The sequence below is a fragment of the Sphingomonas sp. J315 genome (assembly GCF_024666595.1).
In the GTDB taxonomy this organism is placed as follows: Bacteria; Pseudomonadota; Alphaproteobacteria; order Sphingomonadales; family Sphingomonadaceae; genus Sphingomonas.
On record NZ_CP088296.1, the window covers coordinates 654,542 to 680,970 of the forward strand.

Below are 26,429 nucleotides of genomic sequence, written 5' to 3' on the forward strand. Positions count from 1 at the left end.
TCCACAATATTATTTCAATCAGCGCAACTCGCCTCCGTAACGCATCTGTTCGACCAAATTCTGTGCGAACGATGCGACGAGCCGATTGGAACACTTCAGTGTGGCCGGGTTTGCCGCGCCGCCGGGGCTTTGCTAGGGGCCGCCGCGTCCCACGAAAGGCTCTGACATGGTCCCCCGCTATTCCCGCCCCGCCATGACCACGATCTGGTCGCCCGAAACCCGCTTCGGCATCTGGTTCGAGATCGAGGCGCACGCGACCGAGAAGCTGGGCGAGCTGGGCGTGGTGCCCGAATCGGCGGCGAAGGCGCTGTGGGACTGGTGGGCGACCAACCCGACCATCGACGTCGCCGCGATCGACGCGATCGAGGCGGTGACCAAGCATGACGTGATCGCGTTCCTGACCTGGGTCGCGGAGAATGTCGGCGACGAAGCGCGCTTCATGCATCAGGGGATGACGTCGAGCGACGTGCTCGACACCTGCCTTGCGGTGCAGCTGACGCGCGCGGCGGATATCCTGCTCGACGATCTCGACCAGCTGCTCGCGGTACTCAAGCGCCGTGCATATGAGCACAAGCTGACCCCGACCATCGGGCGCAGCCATGGCATTCATGCGGAACCGGTGACGTTCGGCCTCAAGCTTGCCGAAGCCTATGCCGAGTTCAAGCGGTGCAAGACCCGCCTGATCGCGGCCCGCGCGGACATTGCGACCTGCGCGATTTCGGGCGCGGTCGGCACCTTCGCCAATATCGACCCGCGCGTGGAGCAGCATGTCGCCGACAAGCTGGGCCTCGCGGTCGAGCCGGTGTCGACGCAGGTGATCCCGCGCGATCGGCATGCGATGTTCTTCGCGACGCTGGGCGTCATTGCCAGTTCGATCGAGCGGCTCGCGGTCGAGGTGCGCCATCTGCAGCGCACCGAGGTGCTGGAAGCGGAGGAGTATTTCTCGCCCGGGCAGAAGGGTTCGTCGGCGATGCCGCACAAGCGCAACCCGGTGCTGACCGAAAACCTCACCGGCCTCGCCCGCATGGTCCGCAGCGCGGTGATCCCGGCGATGGAGAATGTCGCGCTGTGGCATGAGCGCGACATCAGTCACTCGTCGGTCGAGCGCTATATCGGCCCGGACGCGACGATCACGCTCGACTTCGCGCTCGCCCGGCTGACCGGGGTGATCGACAAGCTGCTGGTCTATCCGGCGCGGATGCAGAAGAATCTGGATCGCATGGGCGGGCTGGTCCACTCGCAGCGCGTGCTGCTGGCGCTGACCCAGGCCGGGGTGAGCCGCGAGGACAGCTATCGGCTGGTCCAGCGCAACGCGATGCAGGTGTGGGAGAGCGACGGGGAACTGTCGCTGCTCGAACTGCTCAAGGCCGATCCCGAGGTCACCGCCGCGCTGTCGCCGCAGCAGATCGAGGAGAAGTTCGACCTCGACTATCATTTCAAGGCGGTAGATACCATTTTCGCACGGGTATTCGCGGATTGACGACATGCCTCCGGGTGTGTCAGTCGAGTGACACACCAAGGAGGCGTGACGATGGCCAAGGCGAAGGACGGGGCGAAGGCGAAGAAGAGCAAGACGGCCAAGGCATCGAAGGCCGCCAAGGCACCCAAGCTGCCCAAGACGGTCGCCGGGATCGAATTGCCCAAGGAATTGCGCGAACAGGGTGCCAAGCTGCTCGAGCTGACCAAGCACCCGTTGGTCGCCGATATCGTTGCCGCAGGACTGGTCGCGCTGGCGGGCAATGTCCGCAAGAAGGCGGCGGACGCGCAATCCGCCCCTGCCCCCACTCCCGCCGCGAGCGACGCGCCCAAGCCGTCGGGTATGGACGACTTTGCAAGGAACGCCTCGTCGCTCGCCACGCTGATTGCGGCGCGCGCGGCGGAGAAGATCACGGCGCGGCTGGCTGGCGAGAAGCCGCCCGAGGCTCCGAAGGCACCAGAGGCCCCCGCGGCACCCGCTGCTGAAGCTCCGCCCGCGCCGCCGAAGAACCCCGCAGCGCCGAAAAAGCCTGCACTCAAAGCAACTGCCGCGAAGAAGCCGGCCGCGGCGAAACCTGCTGCTGCGAAACCTGCTGCTGCGAAGCCTGCCGCAACGAAGAAGCCCGCCGCCAAGCCCGCTGCAAAGGCTCCCGCCAAGCCGCGCGCGCCCCGCGCCGCCAAGCCCAAGACTCCACCCGCCTGAGCCCGTGGGCGCGGTCGAGATCATCGGGCTGGCCGCTTCGGTCAGCCTGCTCGCGGGCTGGCGGCTTTATCTGTGCGTGTTCGCGGTCGGCCTGGCGATGCAGACCGGCTGGGTCGAGCTGCCGCATCAGCTGAAGGCCCTCGACGTGCTGGCGAACCCGTGGGTGATCGGCATTGCCGGGATCGGCGCGGTCGCGGAGTTCTTTGCCGACAAGGTGATGTGGATCGATTCGGTGTGGGACAGCATCCACACCGCGATCCGACCGATTGGCGGCGCATTGCTCGCGCTCGCCATCGTCGATCCGGGCGATCCGGCGTGGCAGGTCGCTGCGCTGCTGCTCGGCGGTGGGGGCGCGCTGCTGACGCATGGCGCCAAGGCAGGCGCGCGGGCGGCGGTGAATGTCAGTCCGGAGCCGGTGAGCAATGTCGTGGTGTCGACGGGCGAGGATATCCTGACCGGCGGGCTGCTGTTTCTGGCGCTGGCGAACCCGGTGGCGGCGGTGGTGATTGCGGTTCTGGTGCTGGCGGCGACGGTAGCGGCGCTGGTGGTGTTGCGTCGGGTGTTGCGGCGGTTGCTTAGTCGCAAATCCTCCCCGGGACGGGGAGGTGGCAGCGCGTAGCGCTGACGGAGGGGGGCGAGGCACCGGACCCCTAGCCTCGGGCCCCCTCCACCACCCGCTGCGCGGGCGGTCCCCCTCCCCGTTCCGGGGAGGATTTTTAAGCGAATACCTCGGCCAGAAACCCCATCATCGCAGCCCAACTGCGGCGGTCGGCATTCGCGTCGTAGCCGAAGCCGGGGCGAGTTGAGCCTTTCTGGCTCACGTCGGTGAAGCCGTGTCCTGCCCCGCCATAGCCGTGGAGCTGCCAGTCCGCCCCCGCAGTGCTCAGCTCGGCGGCGAGGGCGGTGACCGCGTCGGGCGGGGCGAGCGGGTCGTCCCAGCCGTGGCAGACCAGCAGCTTCGCCGCGATCGGGGTCGGATAGGCATAGCCCGGCGGGTCGAAGATGCCGTGGAATGCAACCACGCCGCGCACCGCGCCACCCGCGCGGGCGAGGTCGATGACCGACTTGCCGCCGAAGCAATAGCCGATGGCGGCGGTCCGCCCGGCATCGACCTGTGGCAGCGCCTGGAGCGCGGCGAGGCTGGCAAACAGGCGGTCGCGCAGCAGCGGGCGGTCCGCGTTGAGCGCATTCATATACATTGCGGGGTCGGGTGATTCGCGCGTGGTGCGCTTGCCCTGTCCGTAGAGATCGGCGACGAAGCCGACATAGCCCAGCGCCGCGATCCGCTCAGCGGTGACGCGGTCCTGTTCCTTTTCGCCCAGCACATTGGGGACGATCAGCACGCCGGGGCGCGGCGCGGTCCAGTCGCTGTCGACCACCGCGACCCCCGCGAACGGGCCGCCGGGGCCGTCATAGACGATGGTCTGTCTTTCAATTGCCATGGCCATCCTCCGTTGCCCTGTCGGCCCACTTCGCTAAGGACGCGGGCAAAGTCCTGCAAGGAGTAGCCCATGCCCACGCTCGTCCTGATCCGCCACGGCCAGTCGTCCTGGAATCTGGAAAACCGCTTCACCGGATGGTGGGACGTCGACCTGACCGAACAGGGCGTTAAGGAAGCGTGGGCCGCGGGCGAGCTGATGCGCGAGAAGGGTCTCGACTTCGACATGACCTATACCAGCTTTCAGAGCCGGGCGATCAAGACGCTCAATCTGGCGCTGGAGGCGATGGGTCGGCTGTGGCTGCCGACCGAGAAGAGCTGGAAGCTGAACGAGCGGCATTATGGCGGGCTGACCGGGCTCGACAAGGCGGAGACCGCAGCCAAGCATGGCGACGATCAGGTCAAGATCTGGCGCCGCAGCTTCGACATCCCGCCCCCGCTGCCCGAGGAAGGGTCGCCTTGGGACCTGGCCAAGGACGCGCGCTACAAGGGCATTCCGATCCCGCAGACCGAAAGCCTGAAGGACACGATCGCGCGCGTGCTGCCCTATTGGGAAGAGCGGATCGCCCCGGACCTGCGCGCGGGCAAGCGCGTGTTGATCGCCGCGCACGGCAATTCGCTGCGCGCGCTGGTCAAGCATCTGTCGGGGATTTCGGACGCAGATATCGCATCGCTGGAAATCCCGACCGGGCAGCCGATCGTGTACGAGCTGGCGGACGATCTGACCGCGATGGATCGCTATTATCTGAGCGAACGGTAAGGTCTGCGCTCCTGCGGAGGCAGGAGCCCAGAGCCACGGGCGACTCGCTCAAATGCCCTGTGCTCCTGCCTTCGCAGGAGCACAGGAACCTAGCTCAGCGTGTGCGCCAGGCTGACTTCGGCGTTCATCAGCTTCGACACGGGGCAGTTCTTCTTCGCCTCATCGGCCAGCTGCGCGAACTGGTCGGGGTCGATGCCCGGCACGCTGGCTTCGAGCGTCAGGTCGGAGCGGGTGATGGCGAAACCGCCATCCTTCTGCTCCAGCTTCACTGCGGCTTTGGTTTCCAGCGTCCCCTCGCTGAAGCCCGCGCGCGCGAGAGCAAAGCTCAGTGCCATGGTGAAGCAACCGGCATGGGCGGCGGCGATCAGCTCCTCGGGGTTGGTCCCCGGCTCCTCTTCGAACCGCGTATTGAAGCCATAGAACTGGTCGGTCAGCACCCCTGACTGGGTGGTGATCGCGCCCTTTCCTTCCTTGCCGAAGCCGGAATAGCGGGCGGTGGCGGTGCGCGTGGTCATCGGCATGTCTCCTGCGGTGGATCGGGATCGGGATATGGGATGTCCCGACGCGGGTGTGAACCGCCTGTGCAACGATATCGTGACGCCCACGTTCCCGCATTCTTCCCACCGGGCGACCTGCGATGTAGAGAAGCCGCCAACGCAATGACCAACCCTACAATCTTCTCCCGGCCTTTTTTCGAACAGAAGACCCGCGCCTTCTGGATGCTCCAGGGTGCGGGCTGGGGCGGCTATCTGTTGCTGCGTGCCGTGTCCAACTTCTCGAACCGCACCTTCAGCTTCGAGGATCTGATCCGCGTCACGATCGAATCGATCGTCGGGTACTGCCTGACGCTGCTGCTTTCGGCACTCTTCGGCTATTTCCGTACCCTGCCACGGATCACGGGCATCCTGGCGTCGATCGCGACGCTCGCCGCAGCGACGCTCATTTATGCGGTGCTGAACGCTTTCACCGTCTCGGTGATGCGCGGCGATCCGGGGATCGAATTGCCGCTGATTCTGGGCAGCCTGTTCCTCAACTTTACCGTGCTGGCGGGGTGGTCGGCGTTGTATTTCGGGATCAACTTCTACCTGATCGTCGAGGATCAGGGCGACCGGATGCAGATGCTGGAGAGTCAGGCCAGTTCGGCGCAGCTGGCGATGCTGCGCTATCAGCTCAACCCGCATTTCCTGTTCAACACGCTCAACTCGATCTCGACCCTGGTGCTGCTCAAGCAGACCGATCGGGCGAATGCGATGCTCGCCCGCCTGGCCAATTTCCTGCGCTACACGCTCGCCAACGAACCGACCGCGCATGTCACGCTGGCGCAGGAGGTGGAGACGCTGAAACTCTATCTCGAGATCGAGAAGATGCGGTTCGACGCGCGGTTGAAGCCCGAGTTCGACATCGACCCGCGCACCGCCAAGGCACGACTGCCCTCGCTGTTGCTGCAACCGCTGGTCGAGAACGCGATCAAATATGCCGTCACGCCGCAGGAAGAAGGGGCCGAAATCCGCGTCGCCGCTCGACTGAACGGCGAACGGGTGCAGATCACCGTATCCGACACCGGGCCGGGATTGATCGAGGGCAAGAACCGGCCAAGCCTTTCAACCGGGGTTGGGCTCACCAATATCCGTGAACGACTGGTGCAGGCATTCGGCGCAGAGCATCGCTTTTCGACGCATTCGGACCCCGGAGGCGGTTTCCGCGTTGAGATCGAGATTCCGTTCCAGTTTGAGGAGCAAGCCAAGGAGGCAGCCTGATCGGAACCGGACCGTAACTATTGATTTCGAAGGATAAAAGGCAGGGGATTGTGGGACGCCGGACCGGGGGCATCGGAACGGCGTCAATGAGAGTAGAGAGAGATATGACGATCCGCACCATCCTGGTCGATGACGAACCTCTGGCCATTCAGGGCCTCGAACTGCGCCTTGCCGCGCATGAGGATGTCGAGATCATCGACAAATGCCAGAACGGCCGCGAAGCGATTCGCTCGATCAAGACGCACAAGCCCGATCTGGTCTTCCTGGATATCCAGATGCCCGGATTCGACGGGTTTTCGGTGGTTCAGGGGCTGATGGAGGTCGAGCCGCCGCTGTTCGTCTTCGTCACCGCCTTTTCGGACCATGCGATCCGCGCGTTCGAGGCGAATGCGATGGACTATCTGATGAAGCCGGTCGACGAAGGCCGCCTGGCCGACACGCTGGAGCGGGTGCGCCAGCGCCTGACCGAAAAGCGCGGCGTGGAGGAGGTCGAGAAGCTCAAGGAAGTGCTCGCCGAGGTCGCGCCGGAAGCCGCCGAGGAACTTGCCGCCAGCGACGGCGACGTGTCGTCGAGCCGCTACGAAAAGCTCATCAACATCAAGGATCGCGGCCAGATCTTCCGCGTCGATGTCGACACGATCGAGGTGGTCGAGGCCGCCGGCGATTACATGTGCATCAAGACCGCGGACAACACGCTCGTCCTGCGCGAGACGATGAAGGACCTGGAAAAGCGGCTCGACCCGCGCCGGTTCCAGCGCGTCCACCGCTCGACCATCGTCAACCTCGATCAGGTCAAGCAGGTCAAGCCGCACACCAACGGCGAATGCTTCCTGGTGCTCGATTCCGGGTCGCAGGTGAAGGTGAGCCGCAGCTATCGCGACGTGGTCGCGCGGTTCGTCCACTGACGCACTGATCGCAAGAATCGGGATTGTTCCTCTTTCGTTCCGACCCTATCAGGGCCGGAACGAAGGAGGATGTCCATGAGCCGATTCGCTGAATTCGCCGCGCTGCACGTGCCGGGCACGCCGCTGGTGCTGGTCAATGTGTGGGATGCCGGGTCGGCCAGGGCGGTCGCGGCGGCGGGGGCGACGGCGATTGCGACCGGGAGCGCGTCGGTCGCTGCGGCGAACGGCTTTTCGGATGCGGAGGCGCTGCCGCTCGACCTGGCGCTGGCCAATGCGCGGCGGATCGTGGGAGCGGTCGACCTGCCGGTATCGATCGATTTCGAAGGCGGATATGCGGTCGATCCCGACGCAGTGGCGTCGAACGTCGCGCTGCTCGCCGCAACGGGCGCAGTCGGCTGCAATTTCGAGGATCAGGTGATCGGCGGGTCGGGGATGCACGCGCCCGAGGTCCAGGCGGCACGCATTGCGGCGATCCGCGCGGCGGTCGGGCCGGAGTTTTTCATCAACGCGCGCACCGACATCTTCCTGCAGGCGGCGGCAGGCACGCATGACGCGGCGAAGGTCGATGCGGCGATCGCCCGCGCCCATGCCTATGCGGCGGCGGGGGGCGAGCGGGTTCTTCGTGCCGGGGCTGGCCGATCTCGACCTGTTGGCGCGCGTCTGCCGCGAATCGCCGCTGCCAGTGAACTTCATGACATTTCCGGGAGCGCCGGATGCGGCGGCGGTGGCCGCGGCGGGCGTCGCGCGGATCAGTCATGGGCCGTTCCCGTTCCGCGCGGCGATGCGCGCGGTGGAGGAGGCGGCGCGGGGGTTGCTGGGATAGCCCTTAAAACCCCTCCCCTTCAGGGGAGGGGTTGGGGGGTGGGGCCTATCCTCTTGGCGCGTCGGTCTCGGTGAGACTTAAACGCCCCACCCCAACCCCCTCCCCTGAAGGGGAGGGGCTTATGCAGGTCAGGCTTCGGCTTCGCCCTCACCCGGTGCCGGGCTCTCGAACCACGCCTCGACCGGGCCGGACAGCTTGATGGTCAGCGGGTTGCCCTTGCGGTCCATGGTCTTGCCGACCTGCACGCGGATCCAGTTTTCCGAGATGCAATATTCCTCGACATCGCGGCGTTCATTGCCCTTGAAGCGGATGCCGATGCCGCGCTGAAGCGTGGCCTGATCGAAATAGGGGCTCTTCGGGTTGACCGAGAGCCGGTCGGGAGGAGTGTCGCTCATGGCGCGCCCTCTAACCAAAAGCGGCGCGGGAATAAACCCGCGCCGCCCGTTGTTCTCGATAGTCCGCGCTTAGCGGCAGTAGCGCACCTTCACCCGGCGACCGAGATACGGGTCATAGACCCGGCGCACCGAACAACCGCGCCAGCCGCGGCGCTCATAGTCGCGATAGTAATAGCTCTCACGCGGGTAGTAACCGCGCTGACGGTAATAGCCGTCATAGCGATCATAGCGGCGATCATAATAGCGGTCGCGGCTGGAACCCGCGATGGCCGCACCGATCACGACGCCAGCGATGCCGGCAACAACGGCTGCGCCGGTGTTGTCACGGTCGCGGTGACGATAGCGCTGGGCTTCTGCCGGCGCCGCCACGGTGAGGGCGGTGGCGCCGAGCGTCAGGCCGAGCACTGCCTTGGTCAGGGTGTTCTTCATGACTGTCCTCCTCGTGCATTCTGCACTTGATTGACGCCAAAACGCATGAGCGGGCGCCATGGATGCACAATGCGCCCGCCCGCCTGAACTACTGCGGAATTGGATGTTCACTTGCGGTTTAGATGAGGGAGGGCGATGGGAGCCGCAAAAGGAGATAGCGTGATGGCCCTGTGGCTGATGAAATCCGAACCCGATGTGTTCAGCTGGGACGATCTGGTGCGCGATGGCAGCACCGAATGGGACGGCGTGCGCAACCACACCGCCGCAGGCAATCTGCGCGCGATGAAGCTGGGCGACCGGGCCTTTTTCTATCACAGCAATATCGGGCTGGAGATCGTGGGGGTCATGGAGGTGAGCCGCGAGGCCAAGCCCGATGGCGAGGGCAAGCATTGGGTGTCGGTCCAGATGAAGCCGGTCGAGCCGTTGCCGCAGCCGGTAACGCTCAAGCAGGTCAAGGCCGAGCCCCGCCTGGCCGGGATGGAGCTGGTCAAATATTCGCGGCTGTCGGTCGGCAAGGTCAGCCCCGAGGAATGGGATGTGGTGCTGGAGATGGCGAAGCGGTGACGCGGCAAGAGCGGAACCCCTCCCCCGCCCCTCCGTTGATCGCGGGTGCGGCGCATCTGGACAGTGACAGTTGAACTTCGATTCCCCCCCGCCGCTATGGGCAAACGGGTGAGCGTAGTTGACCTTCCCCCGGCATCGGGCCGTTTCGACGGGATCGAGCATCTGTTTCCGGTACGTGTCTATTTTGAGGACACCGACCTGTCGGGAGTAGTGTATCACGCGAATTACCTGCGGTTCATGGAGCGCGCGCGATCCGATATGCTCCGCTGTGCCGGGATCGATCAGCGGGCGGCGCATGAGGCGGGCGAAGGCGTCTATGTCGTGCGTAATATCGCCATCCGCTATGTCGCGCCGGCGCGGCTCGACGATGCGCTGGTGGTCGTCAGCCGGGTGATGCGCGTGCGGGCGGCAGCGGTGGATATTCAGCAACGAGTCATGCGGCACGGGGAATTGCTGACCCAGGCGGATGTGGAAGCGGCGTTCGTGACCCCGACGGGGCGCGCGCGGCGGCAACCGCCAGAGTGGGTCGAAGCGTTCGTGCCGCTTGTTTGGAAGGGAAACTGAGCGTCACATGGATTGGTTCGTAAACCTCAACGCCGACGCGATGTCGCCGCTCGGCCTCTTTTACCAGGCCGATTGGGTGGTGAAGGGCGTGATGATCGGCCTTCTCCTCGCCAGCATCTGGACCTGGGGCATCATTTTTTCGCTGCGCGGACGAATCGCGCGAGCGCGCAAGTCCGCCGACCGCTTCGAGGGCGATTACCGCAAGAGCGACGATATCGACGCCTTTTACAAACTGCATGGTGACGAGGACCATCCCTCGGCGCGCGTGTTTGCCGCAGGGGTGACCGAATGGCGCCGTTCGACCGGCGGGCGCGCGCTCGACAAGGACGGCACGCGCGAGCGGCTGGCGACGACGATGGGCGCAGCGGTCGCGCTGGAGATCGACAAGCTGTCCGACCGGCTCAACATTCTCGCTACCGTGGGATCGGTTGCGCCGTTCGTCGGCCTGTTCGGCACCGTCTGGGGCATCATGCGCAGCTTCACCGCAATCGCGACCGAGCAGAACACCTCGCTCGCGGTCGTCGCGCCTGGTATTGCCGAGGCGCTGTTTGCGACCGCGATCGGCCTGTTCGCGGCGATCCCCGCAGTGATCGCCTATAATCGCTTCGGCCACGGCATCGACCGGGTCGAGGCGCGGTTGAATCGCTTCGCCGACGGATTCCACGCAACGCTCAGCCGCCAGCTCGACAGTGCGCCTGCGGGCGGCAAGCCGGTGCTCTGATGGGTGCCAACCTCCCCTCCTCCCGCGGCAAGGGGCGGCGCGCGCCGATGGCGGACATTAACGTCACGCCGCTGGTCGACGTGATGCTGGTGCTGCTGATCATCTTCATGGTCACCGCGCCGCTGCTGACCGCGGGGGTGCAGGTGAATTTGCCGGAAAGCCGCGCCAAACCGCTCGACCAGGATCAGAAGCCGGTCCAGATTTCGATCGACGAGCGCGGCGCGATCTTCCTCGACAATAGCGAGGTGGCGGAGGACCAACTGCCGAACCTGCTGTCCGAGATCGCCAGCGCGCGCGCCGAGGACACGCCCCAGGTGTTCCTGCGCGCCGACACCCGCCTCGATTACGGCAAGGTCATGCGCGTCATGGGCGAACTCAACCGCGCGGGGCTGAACAAGGTGTCGCTCGTCACCACGGGTGAGGGCAAGGACTGATGGCAGTAGCTATCGACCGGAGGGAAGGCGCAGCGATCGGGGTGGCCGTGATCGGCCATGTCGCGCTGTTCGGCCTGCTCTCGGTCGGTTTCCTCGCCACGCCCAATCCGCTGAAGCTCGAATCGACCCCGATCGAGGTCTCGCTGACCGACGAGGCGGGGCTGGTCAGCGAAGCGCCAGTGATCGAGAAGGAAGCCCCCGCCGAGCGGCTGGCCGAAGTCCCCGGCCCGCCCGAGCTCGACTCGCCCCCGCCGGTGCCGGTGACGCAGCCCGAACCGGTGACGAAGCCCGACCCGACCCCGCCCAAGGCCGCGCCCGCCCCCGCGCCCAGGCCCCAGCCCAAGGCGGAGGCGAAAAAGTCGAACCCCGCCCCGGCGAAGGCGCTGCCCAAGACCGAACGAAGTGCGGTGAAGCCGACCGGTCGCCTGACCGGCATCACCGACGGACTGACCGACCAGCAAAGCAAGGGCAAGGCGACCACACCCCCAGGCCGCGCAGATGGGGCCCGAGGTCCGCTCCTCGATCTTCGGGCTGATCCGTCGGCAGGTGAAGCCGCACTGGCGCGCGCCGACCGGTGCCGACGTCAACCTGCTCGCGACGATTGTCGAGGTGCGGTTGAACCGCGACGGATCGCTCGCCGGGCCGCCGCGTGTCGTCGAACAGACCGGCAAGACCGCCAGCAACCGGCCCCAGCAGGAGTTGCACGAGGAGCGCGCGCTCGCCGCGATCCGGCTCGCCGCGCCCTTTGAAGGGTTGCCCGAGGAATATTATGACGGATGGAAAGCCTTCCGACTGTCCTTCGACAGGAGACTGTAGATGAAGTTGCGCACCTCTCTCGCCGCAAGCGCGGCGCTCGCCTTGGCTGTGCCTGCGCTTGCACAGGAACAGCCCGCGCCCGCACCGCCCACCGGTGAGAGCCAGGAACTGCCGACGATCGACGTCACCGACGAGAGCGCGCAGGATTTGACGATCATCGTCCCGCCAATGCCGACGCAGCAGGTCGTCAACACGCCGGCGGGCAGCACCGATGCGCTCGGCCGCCAGATCGCGCAGATCGTCACCGACAATCTGCGCAATACGGGGCTGTTCAAGCCGCTTGGCCCCACCGGCGTCCGCGCGGTGCCGGTGAGCGAGGTGAGCGCGCCCGATTTCGGATACTGGCGCGGCGCGACAGCGCAGGCACTGGTTCAGGGCTTTGTGCGCGCCAATGGCGACGGCAATCTGACCGTTGGCTGTTATCTCTATGACGTGGCGCTCGGCACCGAACTGGCGCGGGAGGGGTTTATCGTGCGCCCGGCGGACTGGCGTCGCGCGGCGCATAAATGTTCGGACACGATCTACACCCGCCTGACCGGCGAGGGGCCGTATTTCGACAGCCGGGTGATCTACGTGTCCGAAACCGGGCCGAAGAACCGTCGCATCAAGCGGCTGGCGATCATGGATCAGGACGGCGCGAACCACCGTTTCCTGACCAATGGCCAGTCGATCGTGCTGACCCCGCGCTTCTCGCCCGACGAGCGGCGCATCGCCTATATGAGCTACCAGAACGACAAGCCGTCGCTCTATGTCTATGATCTGGCCAATGGCACGCAGCGGTTGCTGGTGACCAATGTCAGCCTGGCCTTCGCGCCGCGCTTCTCGCCCGACGGGCGCTGGATCCTGTTCACCATGTCGGTCGCGGGCAATGCCGATATCTATCGGATCGCGGCGAGTGGCGGGACCCCGCAGCGGCTGACCACCGCGCCGGGCATCGACACCGGCGGCAGCTACTCGCCCGATGGGTCCAAGATCGTGTTCGAGAGCGACCGTTCGGGTAGCCAGCAGCTGTATGTGATGAACGCCGACGGATCGAACCAGCAGCGGATCAGCTTTGGTGGCGGGCGCTATGCCACGCCGGCGTGGAGCCCGCGCGGCGACCTGATCGCGTTCACCCGCATCGGCGGCGGATTCCGCATCGGGGTAATGAGCCCGTCGGGCGGCGGCGAGAAGCTGCTCACCGATGCCTGGGGCGACGAGGGGCCGAGCTGGTCGCCCAATGGCCGCGTGCTGCTGTTCTCGCGCGGGGCGCAGGGGCCGTCGGGCAAGTCCGACATCTGGTCGGTGGACCTGACCGGCAGCACGTCGCGCCGGATTCCGACCCAATTGGACGGTTCAGATCCCGCATGGGGACCGCTACGCCCATGATGCGGGGTTGACGCGGAGGGGAACACACCCGCACCCTGCCCGTTACGCAGGGGTATCGATATTCGAAACAGCCAAGGGAGAATAGACCAATGGCCAAGTTCAAGACCGCCCTGATCATCGCAACCATGGCCGTCGCGGTCGCCGGCTGCCAGAAGAAGCGCCCCGAAACGCTGCCCCCCGGCCCCGGCGGTGAAGTCGATTCAGGCTCGACCGGCGGCGGTGGCAGCGGCGGCTATGCCCAACCCGGCACGGCGGAACATTTCCGGCAGAACGTGGTCAGCGACACGATCAATTTCGGTTTCGATCAGTACGACATCGACGCGCGCGCACGGCAGATCCTGGACAGCCAGGCGCAGTGGCTGACGCAGTATCCGAACACGCGGATCACGCTGGAGGGCCATGCCGACGAGCGCGGCACGCGCGAATACAACCTCGCGCTCGGCGACCGCCGCGCCAATGCTGCGAAGAACTATCTCGCCGCGCGCGGCGTCTCACCCGCGCGGATCACGACGATCAGCTATGGCAAGGAACGCCCGATCGCGCTGGGTTCGGACGAAGCCAGCTGGGCGCAGAACCGCCGTGCGGTGACGATCGTCATCAACTGATCGGCCGTCCCGACCGGAACGAGGGGGCGCGACTGCGGTCGCGCCCCTTTTGTTTGTGCGGGCAATTCCGACGATCCTCCCTATATCTGACCGCAGCATGACCCCCGCTCTGCCCTCCAGCCCCGTCACGGCCCGAGCCTCGCGTCGCTTGTGGCTTTGGCTTGCCGGGCTGTTGCTGGCGATCAACGCCGCCGCCGCGCTGCCCGGGGCACCGCGTATCGACCCCGCCGAGCTGCGCTCTGCCGCACTCAGCGCGCCGACGCCGGCCCATGCCCAGTTCCGCGACCCTGCCGCCGCGATCGAGGCGGCGGCACAGCGCGCGCTAAAGGGGCCAGATCACCGCGATGGGGATCCGCCGATCCCCGCGCAGTCCGCCGCGCGTACCCCGCTTCATGCGGCACCCTCTGTCCGGTTCGCCCCAGCGACGCCGGAAATAGCGCCCTTCGCCCGCCGGGGACGCCCCTATCAAGCACGCGCGCCGCCTTACTCAGCCTGAACCCCGACATCTGACGTATCACATGACCGCCCCCAGCGGCGGTCGGCGCGCGCCTGTGCGCGTGCGCCGCAACGGGAATTTCAGCATGAACGACACCAACGACACCCGCCTGCGCGATCGCATGGCGGTGCTTCTCGGCCGCTACCCCACACTCGACCCCGTCGAGCGCGACGAGTTGATCACTTTCATCAAGTCCGGCCCAGCGGTCGATCGCGGGATGCTCAAGGGCGACCCCGCCACCGCCGCCGCGATCCGCCGGGTCGAGGCGGATCACCCCGAGCATTTCCGGCTGGGCATCGGTCGACAGCTGGTGGTGGCCGCAGCGATTGCGCTGCCCTTCCTGGTGATCTGCTGGCTGGCCTGGGAGGTCGGTGCGCGGTGACCCCTTGCCCCCCGCCGCCCCGCGCGGCGGGGGGCGTCCGATTCCGCTTGCCAACCCCAAGATTCGATATAAATATGATATCATATTTTACAGGGAGGCAAATATGTCGGACTTCGATTCGCGCGCGCTTCGCTCCAGTGCGGAGCGGCCCGCCAGCACCGCCAGCGGCTATGTCATGCTGCTCGTCGCGTTGCTGTCGCTCATCGCCATTATCGCGTCGGCACCGCAGATCGGTGAGGTGCAATGGGCACCCTTCATCACGGTCGCGGGCGCGCTGATCCTCACCTTCGTGTCGTGCGGCTTCTACTTGCTTCAGCCCAATCAGGCGGCAGCGATCCTGTTGTTCGGCGACTATCAGGGCACCGACCGCACCACCGGGCTGCGCTGGGCATGGCCGTGGCTGAGCAAGAAGAAAATCTCGGTCCGCATCCACAACATCACCTCGGAGCGGCTGAAGGTGAACGACCTGCGCGGCAATCCGATCGAGATCGCGTCGAACGTGGTGTGGCGCGTCGCCGACACAGCGCAGGCGCTGTTCGACGTCGATGACTATCGGGAGTTCGTCCATATCCAGATCGAGAGTGCCGTCCGCGCGATCGGCTCGCGCTACCCCTATGACGATTTCACCCATGAGGAGGTGACGCTGCGCGGCAATGCCGAGCATGTCAGCGAGGAACTGCGCGTCGAGCTGCAGGAGCGTGTGCTGGCTGCGGGCGTGCACATCGACGAATGCCGCCTGACCCACCTCGCTTATGCGCAGGAGATCGCCCAGGCGATGCTGCGCCGGCAACAGGCCGAGGCGGTGGTCGCGGCGCGCAAGACACTGGTCGAGGGCGCGGTCGGCATGGTCGAGATGGCGCTGGAGCAGCTCAGCGACAAGAATGTCGTCGAGTTGGACGACGAGCGCCGCGCGGCGATGGTGTCCAACCTGATGGTCGTGCTCTGCTCCGAACGCGACACTCAGCCGGTGGTGAACGCCGGGTCGCTGTACCAGTAAGCGGATCGGGCCGATGGCCGACGCCCCATCCAAGAAAGCGTTCCCGCTCCGCCTCGATCCCGCGCTCTACGCCGCGATCGAGCGGAGCGCGGCAACCGACCTGCGCAGCGTCAACGCGCAAGTCGAATGCCTGCTGCGCGAGGCGCTGGGCCGGCGCGGCGTGAAACTGGCCGACCCGGTGCGTGCCAAGCGCGGAAGGCCACCGAAACAAGGAGACGAATGATGCTGATCGTGATGTTCGCCCGCCGCTCGCACCTGATCTGGCTGTTCGCCGCATCGCTGCTGATGCTCGTCATCGGCATCGCCGCGCTCTAACGAGGAAGTTCGCCAATGCGTTCGAATAGCTGCCCCAAATGTCAGGGTTCGATGGCCGAAGGCTATGTGCCGCATGAGCGCAGCAGCCTGCCGGGACTCGGCCGCTGGTACCGCGGCGCGCCAGTGGCGGGCTGGTTCGGGTTGAAGCTGCCCAAAACCTACGTCGATATCGCCACCTGGCGCTGCCAGCGCTGCGGCTTTCTGGAGCAGTACGCGAAGGGGTGAACTGCCCAATCCTCCCCCGCCAGGGGGAGGATTATTCTTTACCGCTTTGCCTCCATCGGCGGCGGCGGGCCGAACGCCTCGTCAAGCAACCGGGCAAGGCGCAGGCCGCCGCGCTTGATCTGCGCCTGCATCATCGGGACCAGCTTTTCGATATCCGCATCGTCGAGCTTGCCGCGCGCGGGCAGGTCAGCGCGGCAGGGATCGCCGTCAAAGGCCGCCTCATAGGCCATGTGCGATGCCTGCCAATTTTCGCGGCTCCAGTCCTCGACGGTCCCGGCGCTTTCCTTCGCGCGCTCCTCGTCCGAATAGACCTGCACCACCGGCGGCGGCGTGGTGATCGCGCGCTCGGCGAGCCAGCCGTCCATGATGCTGTGCAGATTGAGTCGCTCGGGGGCGTAGATGCCGTAATCGGTGCGCGCGCGGTTGCCGCCCAGATCGCCCTTGTCGCCCGCGTGCAGCGGCTGGTGCAGGTCCCCGACAAAGTGCGTCAGGAAAGCGAGCGCCATCACCTTCTCGCGGACCGGCACGTCCTTGTCCTGCAACAGCTTCACGCCGCGCTCGATCTGCGCCGACACGCAGTTGCCGTCGGGGCAATTGCCCTTGAGCGTGAACGGCTTGCAGATGTTCACATTCTGATAGTGCCAGTTGTAGGCATAGCTGAACCGCACCCCGAGCGGCTTGATGCAATCGGCCCACACGCTCGCCTGCTCCAGCGTCCTTGCGGGGCAGGTCGGCGTTTCGAGCAGCCCCTGCTGGCGCAGCAACCGGTCGATCGCGGCGCGCGTCTGGGGCTTCACATTCTTGTAGGCAATCGTCGCGATCGTCTCGTGCCCGAACTCCCAATAGGCGAGCGCAGGGGTGGCGGAAAGGCTGGCGGCGAACGCGAACAGCGCGAGGATGCGGCGAATCATGCGACGGGCCTTACTGTTCGTCGCCGTAGATCGCGACGGTCTTCTTGCCCCCCGCCGACACCTTGCCGCGATACATGCCGGGCGTGTTGAAGCTCCAGGCCATTTCGCCGCTCGGCCCGGTGACGATGACCCCGCCGGTGCCGCCCAGACCCTTGGTATCGGCCATCACCGCATCGGCGGCGACCTTCAGGCTTTCGCCCTTGAAGCGGACGCGCGCGCAGATTTCATGCGCGACGCCCTCACGGATGAAGAACTCCCCCGCCCCGGTCGCCGAAACGGCACAGGCGCGGTTGTCGGCATAGGTGCCAGCCCCGATCAGCGGCGAATCGCCGACCCGGCCCCAGCGCTTGCCGGTGACACCGCCGGTCGAGGTCGCGGCAGCGACATCCCCGTTCGAATCCATCGCGACTGCGCCGACCGTGCCGTATTTCATGTCGACATCGAACCAGCTGGTCTTGCGCGCCTTCATCGTTTCGAGCTGCTGTCGGCGCTCGTCGGTCGCGAACCATTCGGGGCCGACCTGCTCCAGCCCCTTCTCGGCGCTGAACACGTCCGCACCCTTGCCGGCGAGCATGACGTGCGGGCTGTCTTCCATCACCCTGCGTGCCAGGCTGATCGGGTTCTTGGTGCGCGTGACGCCCGCTACCGCGCCCGCCTTGCGCGTCGCGCCCTCCATGATCGCGGCGTCGAGCTCGTTGGTGCCTTCATAGGTGAACACCGCGCCGCGCCCGGCGTTGAAGTGGGGATCGTCCTCCAGCACCTTCACCGCAGCCTCGACCGCATCGAGTGCCGTCCCGCCCGCAGCGAGCACCTTCGCCCCCGCTTCCAGCGCCGCATCCAGCCCCGTGCGTGCCGCCGCCTCACGCTCCGGCGTCATCCGCTCGCGCTCCAGCACGCCTGCCCCACCATGAATGACGAGCGTCCATTGGGGCTTGGTCTGGGCGTGTGCTGCGGCGGACATCATCAGGGCTCCGATCAGAAGGGCTAGGCGGTTCATGCGGCCTCCGGGCTGGCGGGACGGGTCGGTTCCGGCCGGTCCCGCCGGGCATAGCGCAGCCCGATCAGCGGCCTCAACCAGGGAAGTTCGCGCCCATAGCGGTAGAAGATCCAGCAGCCGAGCGCGGTCACCGGCACCAGCACCACGAACTCGACTGCGGCGGGCAGCGCCAGTTTGAGCAGCCAGTACATCGCCACGATGATCACCGTCTGGTGGATCAGGTAGAAGGGGAACACCGCTTCGGTCAGCATCGGCCGCCAGCGATGGTCGCGGTTGAGATACACCTCGGCAATGCCGATCAGCGCCGCGATCATCATCCACGCCTGGATATAGCGCGCCGCGAGCATGATCCGGCCCGGAAGCCAGGGGATTCGTGCGGGATAGGCGATGTCGATCGCCGCAGTGACGGCGTAACCGGCCAGCCCAATCGCCAGCGCCGGCTTCCACAGCCGCGCAATCCAGCGCATCACCGGCTCCGATCCGGCGAGCGCAAAGCCGAACAGAAAGGCGGGGAAATAGGCAAGGTGCGCGACGCCGTCGTTGATCACGTCATGACTGTCGCTCCAGCGCTGGAACACCACCACCTGAGTCATCAGCAGGTAAGCTGCGGGTAGCCACAAGACCCGCGTGCCCGCGAACAGCTTGTCGAACATCGTCTGCGCCGCCGCGCCGCCGGGCAGGCTGGCGACCAGCACCAGTCCCAGCGTGTAGAGATAGAGATAGCCGACGAACCAGAGATGGTTCCAGGTCGGCAGAATGATCGGCCCGAAATCGCCGAAATACCAGTAATGCCGGGTCCAGAAGGTCCAGAAGTCGTAGGGATAGGGCCACTGGGTGCGCAGCTCGACCCAGCTCTGCGGCGGCACGATCACCGCGACGCCGAACAGCAATGGCACCACCAGCCGCCAGCTGCGATTGGCGACGAACTGGCCCGGCCCGCGCGACTTGAGCCACAAGGCGCGGCTGGCATAGCCGGAAACGACGAACAACAGGGTAAGCCGCCAGGGGTTGGTGAACAGCATCGGCACCGTGACCCATGCAGCCGGGTCTGCGGTCTTCACATGGAACCCCCAGGGCACGAAGACCATGCCGATATGATAGAGGATCAGCAGGCCGAACGCCCCGATCCGCAACCAGTCCATGCCATAATGCCGTTCCACCCGCGCGCCATAGCGAGGGTGCAAGCGCTTGTCAGGCGGCTTGCGTCGAAATCTGCACGGGGGCTTCGTGCTGGCGCGGACCAAGGCCGATGAACGGTCGCAGCCAGCCGATCTCACGCCCCACCAGATATGTCAGCGTACAGGCCAGCGCGGTCCCACCGAGCAGGACCAGGAACTGCACTCCGGCCGACAGGCGCATTGGCAGCGTGTGCCACGCGATCAGCACGATCGCCGGCTGGTGAACGAGGTAGAAGGGGAATACCGCCTCCGCCGCCGTCCTGCGCCAGCGATGATCGCAATTCCAGAATCGGTCGGCGACCTGAATCAGAAATATCGTCATTGCCCAGCCCATCGCCACCTGTGCCGCGCGCGCCACCGCCATCACCCAGTGCGGCGGGACCGCGTTGCCCGGATAGCTGGTCTCGACCAGCACCACCGCCACACCGCTGATCGCGGCCAGCGCCAGCGCGCCGCGCCACACCCGGCGCAACACCGGCCACAGCATCGGCGATCCCGCAAGTACAAAGCCGAACAGGAAGATCGGGAAGTAATTCGCATGCCCGGCCCAGTCGCGCAGCAACCCCTGTTCGTCCGCGACGACGAACTGGAGTGCGAGTCGCGCCAGCACGAGCAGCGCCGCCGGCACCCAGACCAGCCGCCAGCCCTGCGCCATCCACGGCACGACATGGTCGGCCAGCAGGTCGTAGCCGCGCTGTCCGCGCCACAGGATCAGGGCGAGGACCAGCGTGTATGCCCAGAGATAGACGACGAACCACAGATGCTCCCAGCTCGGGAAGCTGCGCCCCCAATAGTCGCCGATGCGCCAATAGTCGCTGGTCCAGAAGCGCAGATAGCCGTGCGGATAGCCCGCCTCGACCACCCGCACCCACATCTCGACCGGGATCAACACCGCCATTCCGAACAGGAGCGGGATCAGCAGCCGCAAATTGCGCGCGCGCACGAACCCGCCCGGATCGCGCGATTTGGCGAACAGGTGCCAGGACGCGAACCCCGACACCGCGAACAACAGGGGCAGCCGCCACGGCGTCAGCAACGCCATCGGCGCGATCAGCGCTGGAAACTTGTAGTCGGTATGGATCACCCAGGGCCAGGGCGAGAAGACCATCGCGATATGATAGACGATCAGGAGCGCGAACGCGGCGATGCGCAGCCAGTCCAACCCGTAGTGCCGCCCGGTGCGCTCAAGGGACTCGTTCGCTTCGTTCACCCGCTGCGCTATAGGCGTGCGGGCCTCACCAATTGGTTAGCGGGAGCGTAAATGCGGCGAAGACTCACCTTGTTGCGGACCATTCCGATGGCCTGTGCGCTTGCCTCCGGTCCTGCTGCGGCGCAGCAGGCCGTGTTGCACCAGAATCAACCGCCCCCGGCCCGTTTCGACCCGGCCGCCGCCCCGCCCGCGCCGGATTATGCCGGACCGACCCATTGGGCCTCGCTCCCGTCGATCCGCGACGATGGGGACACGACGCCTCAAGGCGTGCCCGAGCCACCCCAGCTGCGCGCGCCTGCCGATGTCTTCTTCATCCACGCCGCCGTGCCGCTGCGTCGCCCCGTCTGGAACGCCGACACCAATGACGTCTGGTTCAACGGCGATGTCGGCCAAACGACGATCCGAAATCAGGCGAGCGCGTTCAACGGTTGCTGCGCGATCTATGCCCCGCGCTATCGCCAGGCGAACCCGGACGGGGAGTCCGGCGCGGCGCTGGCGATCGCCTATTCGGACGTGGCACGCGCTTTTGTAGAGTTTCGTCGCCGGGTCGGCGACCGCCCGTTCATCCTCGCCGGGCATGGACAGGGATCGCAGCTTGGGCAGATGCTGATCGAGCGCGCGATCGACGGCCAGCCGGTCGCGGCGCGGATGGTGGCCGCCTATCTGCCCGGCCATGCAATCCAGTTGGACTGGTTCAAGGCGCGACAGTCGGTTCGCGCGTGCACCGCAGCGACGGATACCGGATGCATCGCCAGCTGGTCGATCTGGCTTGAGGGGAGAAAGGTGCCGCGCACGCGCGCGGCGATAGCGTGCATCAATCCGATCAACTGGTCGACCGACATGCCGTCAGTCTATCGCCAGCATCGCGGCGCGTGGTTCCGCGATGGGCTCGAACGACCGGAGCCGCTGCGCGGCCCCGACACATGGCTGATCGATGCGACCTGCGGCGCGGACGGACGGCTTGTCATCGCGACCCCGGGCAGCCCCTACACGCGGTTCATGCGTCCCGACGGCAGCTACCACGCGCTCGATTACCAGTTGGTCTGGATGGACGTCCGCCACAATGCGGTTCAGCGCGTCGCCGCCTTTCTCGGCGCAGGGCGATAGGCTATAGGCGCGGCAAAGACCGAAGGAACCCCAATGTCCGTGCGTCCATGGCGCGATATCGTGCGCCGTCAAAGCCGTCAGATCATGGTCGGCAACGTCCCCGTCGGCGGCGATGCCCCCGTTACCGTCCAGACGATGACCAACACACCGACGTCGGACCCGGTCGCGACGATCGACCAGATCCGACGCTGCGAGGATGCCGGCGCGGACATCATCCGCGTGTCCTGCCCCGATGTCGAAAGCACCGCCGCGCTCAGGCAGATTGTCCGCGCCGCGCGCGTGCCGATCGTCGCCGACATCCATTTCCACTACAAGCGCGCGCTCGAAGCCGCTGATGCCGGTGCCGCCTGCCTGCGCATCAACCCGGGCAACATCGGGTCGGCTGAGCGGGTGAACGAAGTCGTCAACGCCGCCAAGGCCAATGGCTGTGCGATCCGCATCGGCGTCAATGCCGGGTCGCTCGAAAAGGACCTGCTCGAAAAGTACGGCGAGCCGTGTCCCGAGGCTTTGGTCGAAAGCGCGCTCGACCATATCAAGCTGCTCCAGGACCGCGATTTTCACGAGTTCAAGGTCGCGGTGAAGGCGAGCGACCTGTTCCTCGCCGCCGCCGCGTACCAGCAGCTCGCCGAAGCGGTCGACTGCCCGCTGCATCTGGGCATCACCGAGGCGGGCGGGTTCGTCGGGGGCACGGTCAAGAGCGCGATCGGGATGGGATCTTTGCTATGGTACGGCATCGGCGACACGATCCGCGTATCACTGTCCGCCGAGCCCGAGGAGGAAGTCCGTGTGGGCTTCGAGATCCTGAAGGCGCTCGGCATCCGCAATCGCGGCGTCCGCGTCGTCAGCTGCCCCAGCTGCGCGCGCCAGGGCTTCGACGTGATCCGCACCGTCCAGGCGCTGGAGGAACGCCTCCAGCACATCCGCACCCCGCTGTCGCTCAGCGTGCTTGGCTGTGTCGTCAACGGCCCCGGCGAAGCGCGCGAGACCGATATCGGCCTGACCGGCGGCGGCAACGGCAAGCATATGGTCTATCTGTCCGGCGTCACCGACCACACGGTGGAAGACGCCGACATGCTGGAGCATATCGTAAAGCTGGTCGAGGCCAAGGCGGCGGAGATCGAGGCGGCGAACGAGGCCGCAGCGGTGGCGGCGGCGTGAAGCCTGCTCGCGTCAAGCTCGCCCATTAGCGAAGCGCGGTGCGGTCGCGCCGGACGGGTCCCGACTAGCGCAACTCCGCAACCCATGCCGCGAACGCCGCCATCGCCGGCGTCTCGCGTTTCGACTGGAGCCGGGTGAGCCAGTAGCGGCCCAGCGATATCTGTGTCGCAAAGGGCTGGACCAGCCGCTCCGCCGCAAGGTCGGCGGCGAACATCGCGGGCGGGGCGAGCGCGACGCCATGCCCCGCCAGCGCTGCCGCAACCATCACCGCCGAACTGTCGAACACCGCCCCCCAGCCGCGGGCACGCCATCCCCGCCGCATCGAACCAGCGCGGCCATTCGTCGGCGCGGTAGGAGCGCAACAGCACCTCACGTACAAGATCGCCCGGCACCGCCAGCCGCGCGGCGATCAGGGGTGTGCAGAGCGGCGACAGCGGCGCGTCGATCAGCGGCACGGCATGTGTCCCGTGCCACGCGCCGTCGCCGAAGCGGATCGCGCAATCCAGCCCCTCCCCTGACAGGTCGACGCGGTTGTTGTTGCCCATCAGCCGCAGTTCGATCTCCGGATGCGTCCGGTCGAAATCATCGAGGCGCGGCAACAGCCAGCCACTGAGAAAGGTGCCCACGACGCCGACCGTCAGCACTTCGCGCATCCGCCCGCCCGCATAACGATCGAGCGTCGCGCCGATCCGGTCGAATGCCTCGCCCACGACCGGCACGAGCGCCAACCCCTCATCGGTGAGCGCGAGCCCGCGCGGCAACCGGCGGAACAGGCTGACTCCAAGCCGCCGTTCGAGCGCCGCGACCTGATGACTCACCGCGCCCTGGCTGACGCAGAGTTCGACCGCCGCGCGGGTGAAGCTCAGATGCCGCGCGGCGGCCTCGAACGCACGCAGGGCATTGAGCGGGAGCTGGGGGCGGTCCATCCCGATCGCATGAGCTTAATTCATGGCAAAGTCTAGAAACGATGCTTTGTGTCGATCGCACCATGCTGACACCGTCAAGCGACCGTAGATCGCAGAGGAAAGTCGATGAGGAAAATTGCGTTCATACCGATCGCCGTTGCAACGCTCTCTGGCGCCGCCCCGGCCGCGCAGACCGACGCGGGAGACCCGATGCTGCGACCGATCGCGCCCGACTATGCACAACGCTGGATCGAACCGCACATCGCACCGCAGCGGCTGCATGGGCGCAGCTATTATGTCGGGTTCCGCGGGCTCGCCGTGGTGCTGGTCGATACCGGTGCCGGGTTGCTGCTGTTCGACGGCGGCGTCCCGCAATCGGTGCGCACGCTTCAGGCGAACATCCGGTCGCTCGGCTTCGACCCCAAGCGAATCCGCTACATCTTCAGCACCGAGCCGCATTGGGACCATGCCGGCGGCATCGCGGCACTAGCGCGCGACAGCCGGGCGATGGTCATCGCCGGCACGGCGGCCGCGCCGGCATTGCGCGCGGGGCAGGTCGGCTCCGACGATCCGCAGGCGGACATTCACGCGCCGTTTCCGCCAGTTGCCCGCGTGCGCGGGGTCGGCGATGGCGCGACGATCCGCCTCGGCTCCGTCACCGTCACCGCGCACGCGACCGCCGGGCATACGACAGGCAGCAGCAGCTGGTCCTGGCGCTCGTGCGAAGGCAAAAGCTGCGTCAACATCGTGTTCGCTGCCAGCATCAATCCGGTCAGCGACGACGATTACCGTTTCGCCGATCATCCGGAGCGGGTCACCATGCTGCGCCGGGGTGCCGCCAGGCTGGCCGCGCTCCGCTGTGACATCGCGATCCCGACGCATCCCGACACCAATGCCACGCTGGAGCACCTCGCCATGCTGACGCGGCGGCGTGTGCCCAACCCGCTGATCGAGCCAGGCGCGTGCCGCACGCTCGCCGCGACCTATGGCAAACGGCTCGACGCGCGGCTCGCGAAGGAGAAGGCGACGTCGCGATAGGTTGACCGCGCGGCGCGCGCCCGCCAATCGCCCCCCATGCGCCCCGCCTCCCCCCTCATCGCCTTTGCCGTCGCCTCGCTCGGCATCGCGATTTTCTCGTCGATGGATGCCGTGATGAAGGGGCTGGTGCTGGCGCTCGGCGCGTACAATGCGCTGACCTGGCGGACGATGGCGGGGATCGTCGCGAGCGGAGTGCCCTATGCGCTGTCGCGACCCAAGCGGCCGAGTCGGGAGGCGATGCGGTTGCACCTGGTCCGCGCCGCCGTGTCCGCCGTGATGGCCTTTCTGTTCTTCTGGGGCCTCGGCCGAGTGCCGATGGCGCAGGCGATCGCGCTGTCGTTCATCGCGCCGATCATCGCGCTGTTCCTTGCCGCATGGCTGCTCAGGGAGCGGATTACGCGCGTCACGATCATCGCCACCGCGCTGGCCTTTGCCGGCGTCCTCCTCATCCTGTGGGGACAGGCGCAGGCTGAGCTGGGGCATGATGCGTTCCTTGGCGCCATCGCGATCCTCGTTTCGGCGGTCTGCTATGCCTGGAACATCATCCTGATGCGGCAACAGTCGCTGGTCGCGGGGCCGATGGAGGTGTCCTTCTACCAGTCGCTGTTCATCTCGCTCGCCTTCCTGCTCGCCGCGCCGTGGCTGCTCGAACTACCCGCGATCGATCATGTCCCCGCGCTCGCGCTTGCCGCGATCCTCGCCACCGCGTCGTTGTTCCTGCTCAGCTGGGCCTATGCCCGCGCCGAGGCCAATTATCTTGCGCCGACCGAATATACCGGCTTTCTGTGGGCGACCTTGTGGGGATGGGTCGTGTTCGGCGAGAGCGTTTCCTTCTTCACCGTGGCCGGCGCTGCGTTGATCGTCGGCGGCTGCATCATCGCGGCGCGGCGGCGCGACCATGCCCCGGTCGCCGATACGGAGGCACAGATTTGATCACGATTCGTCAGGCGGAGGTGCAGGATTTCGCCCTGGTCGCGGGGTTCATCCGCAAGCTCGCGGAGTATGAGAAGCTGGCGCACGAGGTCCGCTTCGACGACGCGACGCTGCGCCGCCACCTGTTCGGCCTTCGCCCGGCTGCGGAGGTGCTGATCGGCGAAGTGGATGGCACGCCAGCGGGGTTTGCGCTGTTCTTTCAGACCTTCTCGACCTTCGAGGGGAAGCCGGGCATCTGGCTGGAGGATCTGTTCGTCGAGCCGCATGCGCGCGGCGTGGGCCTCGGTCGGGCATTGCTGTCGCGCCTTGCCGCCCTGGTCATCGAGCGCGGCGGCGCGCGGCTGGAGTGGAACGTCCTCGACTGGAACGAGCTGGGCAAGGGCTTCTACCGGACCATCGGCGCGGCGCATGTCGATGGCTGGGAACGCTGGCGGATGCAGGACGATGCGCTGGAGGCGCTGGCCAGTGGCGTTTGACGCGGGGTTGGTCGATTGGGCGAAGGAGGCGCTGGAGCCGCTCGGCACCATCACGCACCGCCCGATGATGGGCGCGGCGACGCTCTATTGCGACGGTCTGGTGTTCGCGGTGGTCGACGAGGAAGCGATCTACTTCAAGAACGACAAGGTCAGCGCGCCCGTCTGGGACGAAGCAGGCTGCCCGCCCTTCACCTTCACCGGCAAGGACGGCGAGACGATGTCGATGAACTACCGCCGCGCGCCGGACGATGTCTATGACGACGCCGATTCGATGCAGCGCTGGGCGGAGCTGGCACTGGAGGCCAGCCGCCGCGCTCCGGTGAAGAAGAAGCGCGGCTGACGC

33 protein-coding genes and 2 pseudogenes are annotated in these 26,429 nt (G+C 66.4%); 26 read left to right on the plus strand and 9 right to left on the minus strand.

From position 1 onward, the window contains the following. The first annotated feature begins 166 nt into the window (after nt 1–166). The 3 genes from purB to LRS08_RS03550 are packed head-to-tail and all read left to right on the plus strand — an operon-like array spanning nt 167 to nt 2,798. Nucleotides 167–1,480, plus strand: a complete 1,314-nt coding sequence (gene purB / locus LRS08_RS03540) for an adenylosuccinate lyase (protein ID WP_257844874.1) — start codon at nt 167–169, stop codon at nt 1,478–1,480. Between the two features lie 27 nt (nt 1,481–1,507). After that, nucleotides 1,508–2,179 (plus strand): hypothetical protein, encoded by a 672-nt coding sequence (locus LRS08_RS03545; protein WP_257844873.1) that lies wholly within the window; start codon nt 1,508–1,510, stop codon nt 2,177–2,179. Between the two features lie 4 nt (nt 2,180–2,183). Continuing rightward, nucleotides 2,184–2,798, plus strand: a complete 615-nt coding sequence (locus LRS08_RS03550; protein ID WP_257844872.1) for a DUF4126 domain-containing protein — start codon at nt 2,184–2,186, stop codon at nt 2,796–2,798. A 97-nt stretch (nt 2,799–2,895) separates the two neighbouring features. On the opposite strand, the gene LRS08_RS03555 is transcribed toward LRS08_RS03550, so the two are convergent. Continuing rightward, nucleotides 2,896–3,621: a dienelactone hydrolase family protein gene (locus LRS08_RS03555; RefSeq protein ID WP_257844871.1), complete on the minus strand. Its 726-nt coding sequence runs from the start codon at nt 3,619–3,621 to the stop codon at nt 2,896–2,898. A gap of 69 nt (nt 3,622–3,690) precedes the next feature. Between LRS08_RS03555 and gpmA the strand changes: the two genes are divergently transcribed. Next, nucleotides 3,691–4,377, plus strand: coding sequence for a 2,3-diphosphoglycerate-dependent phosphoglycerate mutase (gene gpmA / locus LRS08_RS03560; RefSeq protein WP_257844870.1), 687 nt, complete (start codon nt 3,691–3,693; stop codon nt 4,375–4,377). Between the two features lie 89 nt (nt 4,378–4,466). Here gpmA and LRS08_RS03565 read toward each other — a convergent pair whose 3' ends face one another. Then, complete coding sequence (locus LRS08_RS03565; protein WP_260481346.1) at nt 4,467–4,892, minus strand: OsmC family protein; 426 nt, start codon at nt 4,890–4,892, stop codon at nt 4,467–4,469. A gap of 144 nt (nt 4,893–5,036) precedes the next feature. Here LRS08_RS03565 and LRS08_RS03570 point away from each other — a divergent pair, with 144 nt between their 5' ends. The 4 genes and pseudogenes from LRS08_RS03570 (at nt 5,037) to LRS08_RS03585 (ending at nt 7,862) form a co-directional block, all read left to right on the plus strand. Continuing rightward, on the plus strand, nt 5,037–6,134 hold the full coding sequence (locus LRS08_RS03570; protein WP_260481347.1) for a sensor histidine kinase: 1,098 nt from the start codon (nt 5,037–5,039) through the stop codon (nt 6,132–6,134). A 104-nt stretch (nt 6,135–6,238) separates the two neighbouring features. Continuing rightward, nucleotides 6,239–7,039, plus strand: a complete 801-nt coding sequence (locus tag LRS08_RS03575; protein WP_257844868.1) for a LytR/AlgR family response regulator transcription factor — start codon at nt 6,239–6,241, stop codon at nt 7,037–7,039. A 75-nt stretch (nt 7,040–7,114) separates the two neighbouring features. Continuing rightward, nucleotides 7,115–7,582: pseudogene (locus LRS08_RS03580) on the plus strand (isocitrate lyase/phosphoenolpyruvate mutase family protein); the annotation flags it as partial. Nucleotides 7,583–7,631: 49 nt separating this feature from the next. After that, nucleotides 7,632–7,862, plus strand: coding sequence for an isocitrate lyase/phosphoenolpyruvate mutase family protein (locus tag LRS08_RS03585; protein WP_260481638.1), 231 nt, complete (start codon nt 7,632–7,634; stop codon nt 7,860–7,862). A gap of 128 nt (nt 7,863–7,990) precedes the next feature. On the opposite strand, the gene LRS08_RS03590 is transcribed toward LRS08_RS03585, so the two are convergent. Next, nucleotides 7,991–8,257 (minus strand): DUF3297 family protein, encoded by a 267-nt coding sequence (locus tag LRS08_RS03590; RefSeq protein ID WP_257844866.1) that lies wholly within the window; start codon nt 8,255–8,257, stop codon nt 7,991–7,993. Between the two features lie 69 nt (nt 8,258–8,326). Continuing rightward, on the minus strand, nt 8,327–8,686 hold the full coding sequence (locus LRS08_RS03595) for a hypothetical protein (protein WP_257844865.1): 360 nt from the start codon (nt 8,684–8,686) through the stop codon (nt 8,327–8,329). Nucleotides 8,687–8,848: 162 nt separating this feature from the next. On the opposite strand from LRS08_RS03595, the gene LRS08_RS03600 reads away from it, so the two are divergent. The 12 genes from LRS08_RS03600 to LRS08_RS03655 all read left to right on the plus strand — a co-directional run bounded on the left by LRS08_RS03600 (nt 8,849) and on the right by LRS08_RS03655 (nt 16,173). Next, complete coding sequence (locus tag LRS08_RS03600) at nt 8,849–9,250, plus strand: EVE domain-containing protein (protein ID WP_257844864.1); 402 nt, start codon at nt 8,849–8,851, stop codon at nt 9,248–9,250. A 108-nt stretch (nt 9,251–9,358) separates the two neighbouring features. Further along, a complete protein-coding gene (gene ybgC, locus LRS08_RS03605; RefSeq protein WP_308223019.1) occupies nt 9,359–9,814 on the plus strand; it encodes a tol-pal system-associated acyl-CoA thioesterase in 456 nt (151 codons plus the stop codon). Between the two features lie 7 nt (nt 9,815–9,821). Next, nucleotides 9,822–10,535, plus strand: coding sequence for a protein TolQ (tolQ, locus tag LRS08_RS03610; protein WP_257844863.1), 714 nt, complete (start codon nt 9,822–9,824; stop codon nt 10,533–10,535). Then, nucleotides 10,535–10,969: a protein TolR gene (tolR, locus tag LRS08_RS03615; protein ID WP_257844862.1), complete on the plus strand. Its 435-nt coding sequence runs from the start codon at nt 10,535–10,537 to the stop codon at nt 10,967–10,969. Before tolQ ends, tolR begins: the two co-directional genes overlap by 1 nt. Then, a complete protein-coding gene (locus tag LRS08_RS03620; protein WP_260481348.1) occupies nt 10,969–11,718 on the plus strand; it encodes a hypothetical protein in 750 nt (249 codons plus the stop codon). Before tolR ends, LRS08_RS03620 begins: the two co-directional genes overlap by 1 nt. 67 nt (nt 11,719–11,785) lie before the next feature. Next, nucleotides 11,786–13,153: a Tol-Pal system beta propeller repeat protein TolB gene (tolB, locus tag LRS08_RS03625; protein ID WP_257844859.1), complete on the plus strand. Its 1,368-nt coding sequence runs from the start codon at nt 11,786–11,788 to the stop codon at nt 13,151–13,153. A gap of 89 nt (nt 13,154–13,242) precedes the next feature. Then, the gene (gene pal / locus LRS08_RS03630) at nt 13,243–13,758 is read left to right on the plus strand and encodes a peptidoglycan-associated lipoprotein Pal (protein ID WP_260481349.1); all 516 of its coding nucleotides are present in this window, start codon (nt 13,243–13,245) and stop codon (nt 13,756–13,758) included. 172 nt (nt 13,759–13,930) lie between these two features. Continuing rightward, a complete protein-coding gene (locus LRS08_RS03635) occupies nt 13,931–14,254 on the plus strand; it encodes a hypothetical protein (RefSeq protein ID WP_257844858.1) in 324 nt (107 codons plus the stop codon). A gap of 85 nt (nt 14,255–14,339) precedes the next feature. Beyond that, the gene (locus LRS08_RS03640; protein ID WP_257844857.1) at nt 14,340–14,636 is read left to right on the plus strand and encodes a hypothetical protein; all 297 of its coding nucleotides are present in this window, start codon (nt 14,340–14,342) and stop codon (nt 14,634–14,636) included. Nucleotides 14,637–14,739: 103 nt separating this feature from the next. Then, the gene (locus LRS08_RS03645) at nt 14,740–15,633 is read left to right on the plus strand and encodes an SPFH domain-containing protein (RefSeq protein WP_260481350.1); all 894 of its coding nucleotides are present in this window, start codon (nt 14,740–14,742) and stop codon (nt 15,631–15,633) included. A 4-nt stretch (nt 15,634–15,637) separates the two neighbouring features. Continuing rightward, on the plus strand, nt 15,638–15,856 hold the full coding sequence (locus tag LRS08_RS03650) for a toxin-antitoxin system HicB family antitoxin (RefSeq protein ID WP_257845506.1): 219 nt from the start codon (nt 15,638–15,640) through the stop codon (nt 15,854–15,856). A 107-nt stretch (nt 15,857–15,963) separates the two neighbouring features. After that, the gene (locus LRS08_RS03655) at nt 15,964–16,173 is read left to right on the plus strand and encodes a PF20097 family protein (RefSeq protein ID WP_257844855.1); all 210 of its coding nucleotides are present in this window, start codon (nt 15,964–15,966) and stop codon (nt 16,171–16,173) included. 38 nt (nt 16,174–16,211) lie between these two features. Here LRS08_RS03655 and LRS08_RS03660 read toward each other — a convergent pair whose 3' ends face one another. The 4 genes from LRS08_RS03660 to LRS08_RS03675 are packed head-to-tail and all read right to left on the minus strand — an operon-like array spanning nt 16,212 to nt 20,469. Next, nucleotides 16,212–17,084: a S1/P1 nuclease gene (locus tag LRS08_RS03660; RefSeq protein WP_257844854.1), complete on the minus strand. Its 873-nt coding sequence runs from the start codon at nt 17,082–17,084 to the stop codon at nt 16,212–16,214. Nucleotides 17,085–17,094: 10 nt separating this feature from the next. Further along, a complete protein-coding gene (locus tag LRS08_RS03665; protein ID WP_374580946.1) occupies nt 17,095–18,081 on the minus strand; it encodes an isoaspartyl peptidase/L-asparaginase family protein in 987 nt (328 codons plus the stop codon). Continuing rightward, nucleotides 18,078–19,241: an acyltransferase family protein gene (locus LRS08_RS03670; RefSeq protein WP_257845504.1), complete on the minus strand. Its 1,164-nt coding sequence runs from the start codon at nt 19,239–19,241 to the stop codon at nt 18,078–18,080. Before LRS08_RS03670 ends, LRS08_RS03665 begins: the two co-directional genes overlap by 4 nt. A 31-nt stretch (nt 19,242–19,272) precedes the next feature. After that, a complete protein-coding gene (locus LRS08_RS03675; RefSeq protein WP_257844853.1) occupies nt 19,273–20,469 on the minus strand; it encodes an acyltransferase family protein in 1,197 nt (398 codons plus the stop codon). A gap of 51 nt (nt 20,470–20,520) precedes the next feature. On the opposite strand from LRS08_RS03675, the gene LRS08_RS03680 reads away from it, so the two are divergent. Further along, on the plus strand, nt 20,521–21,576 hold the full coding sequence (locus LRS08_RS03680; protein ID WP_260481351.1) for a DUF3089 domain-containing protein: 1,056 nt from the start codon (nt 20,521–20,523) through the stop codon (nt 21,574–21,576). A 33-nt stretch (nt 21,577–21,609) separates the two neighbouring features. After that, the gene (ispG, locus tag LRS08_RS03685; RefSeq protein WP_260481352.1) at nt 21,610–22,734 is read left to right on the plus strand and encodes a flavodoxin-dependent (E)-4-hydroxy-3-methylbut-2-enyl-diphosphate synthase; all 1,125 of its coding nucleotides are present in this window, start codon (nt 21,610–21,612) and stop codon (nt 22,732–22,734) included. Nucleotides 22,735–22,798: 64 nt separating this feature from the next. Here ispG and LRS08_RS03690 read toward each other — a convergent pair. Then, nucleotides 22,799–23,660, minus strand: a pseudogene (locus LRS08_RS03690) (LysR substrate-binding domain-containing protein). A gap of 189 nt (nt 23,661–23,849) precedes the next feature. On the opposite strand from LRS08_RS03690, the gene bla reads away from it, so the two are divergent. Genes bla through LRS08_RS03710 form a run of 4 tightly spaced genes read left to right on the plus strand, consistent with a single transcriptional unit; the run spans nt 23,850 to nt 26,426 of the window. Then, nucleotides 23,850–24,677: a subclass B3 metallo-beta-lactamase gene (bla, locus tag LRS08_RS03695; RefSeq protein WP_257844851.1), complete on the plus strand. Its 828-nt coding sequence runs from the start codon at nt 23,850–23,852 to the stop codon at nt 24,675–24,677. A gap of 36 nt (nt 24,678–24,713) precedes the next feature. After that, nucleotides 24,714–25,610, plus strand: coding sequence for a DMT family transporter (locus LRS08_RS03700; RefSeq protein ID WP_260481353.1), 897 nt, complete (start codon nt 24,714–24,716; stop codon nt 25,608–25,610). Continuing rightward, nucleotides 25,607–26,086 carry a GNAT family N-acetyltransferase gene (locus tag LRS08_RS03705; protein WP_257844850.1) on the plus strand — a complete coding sequence of 160 codons (480 nt, stop codon included), beginning with the start codon at nt 25,607–25,609 and terminating at the stop codon, nt 26,084–26,086. The genes LRS08_RS03700 and LRS08_RS03705 overlap by 4 nt, the downstream gene beginning before the upstream one ends. Then, nucleotides 26,076–26,426, plus strand: coding sequence for a TfoX/Sxy family protein (locus tag LRS08_RS03710; RefSeq protein ID WP_257844849.1), 351 nt, complete (start codon nt 26,076–26,078; stop codon nt 26,424–26,426). Before LRS08_RS03705 ends, LRS08_RS03710 begins: the two co-directional genes overlap by 11 nt. Nucleotides 26,427–26,429: the final 3 nt, after the last annotated feature.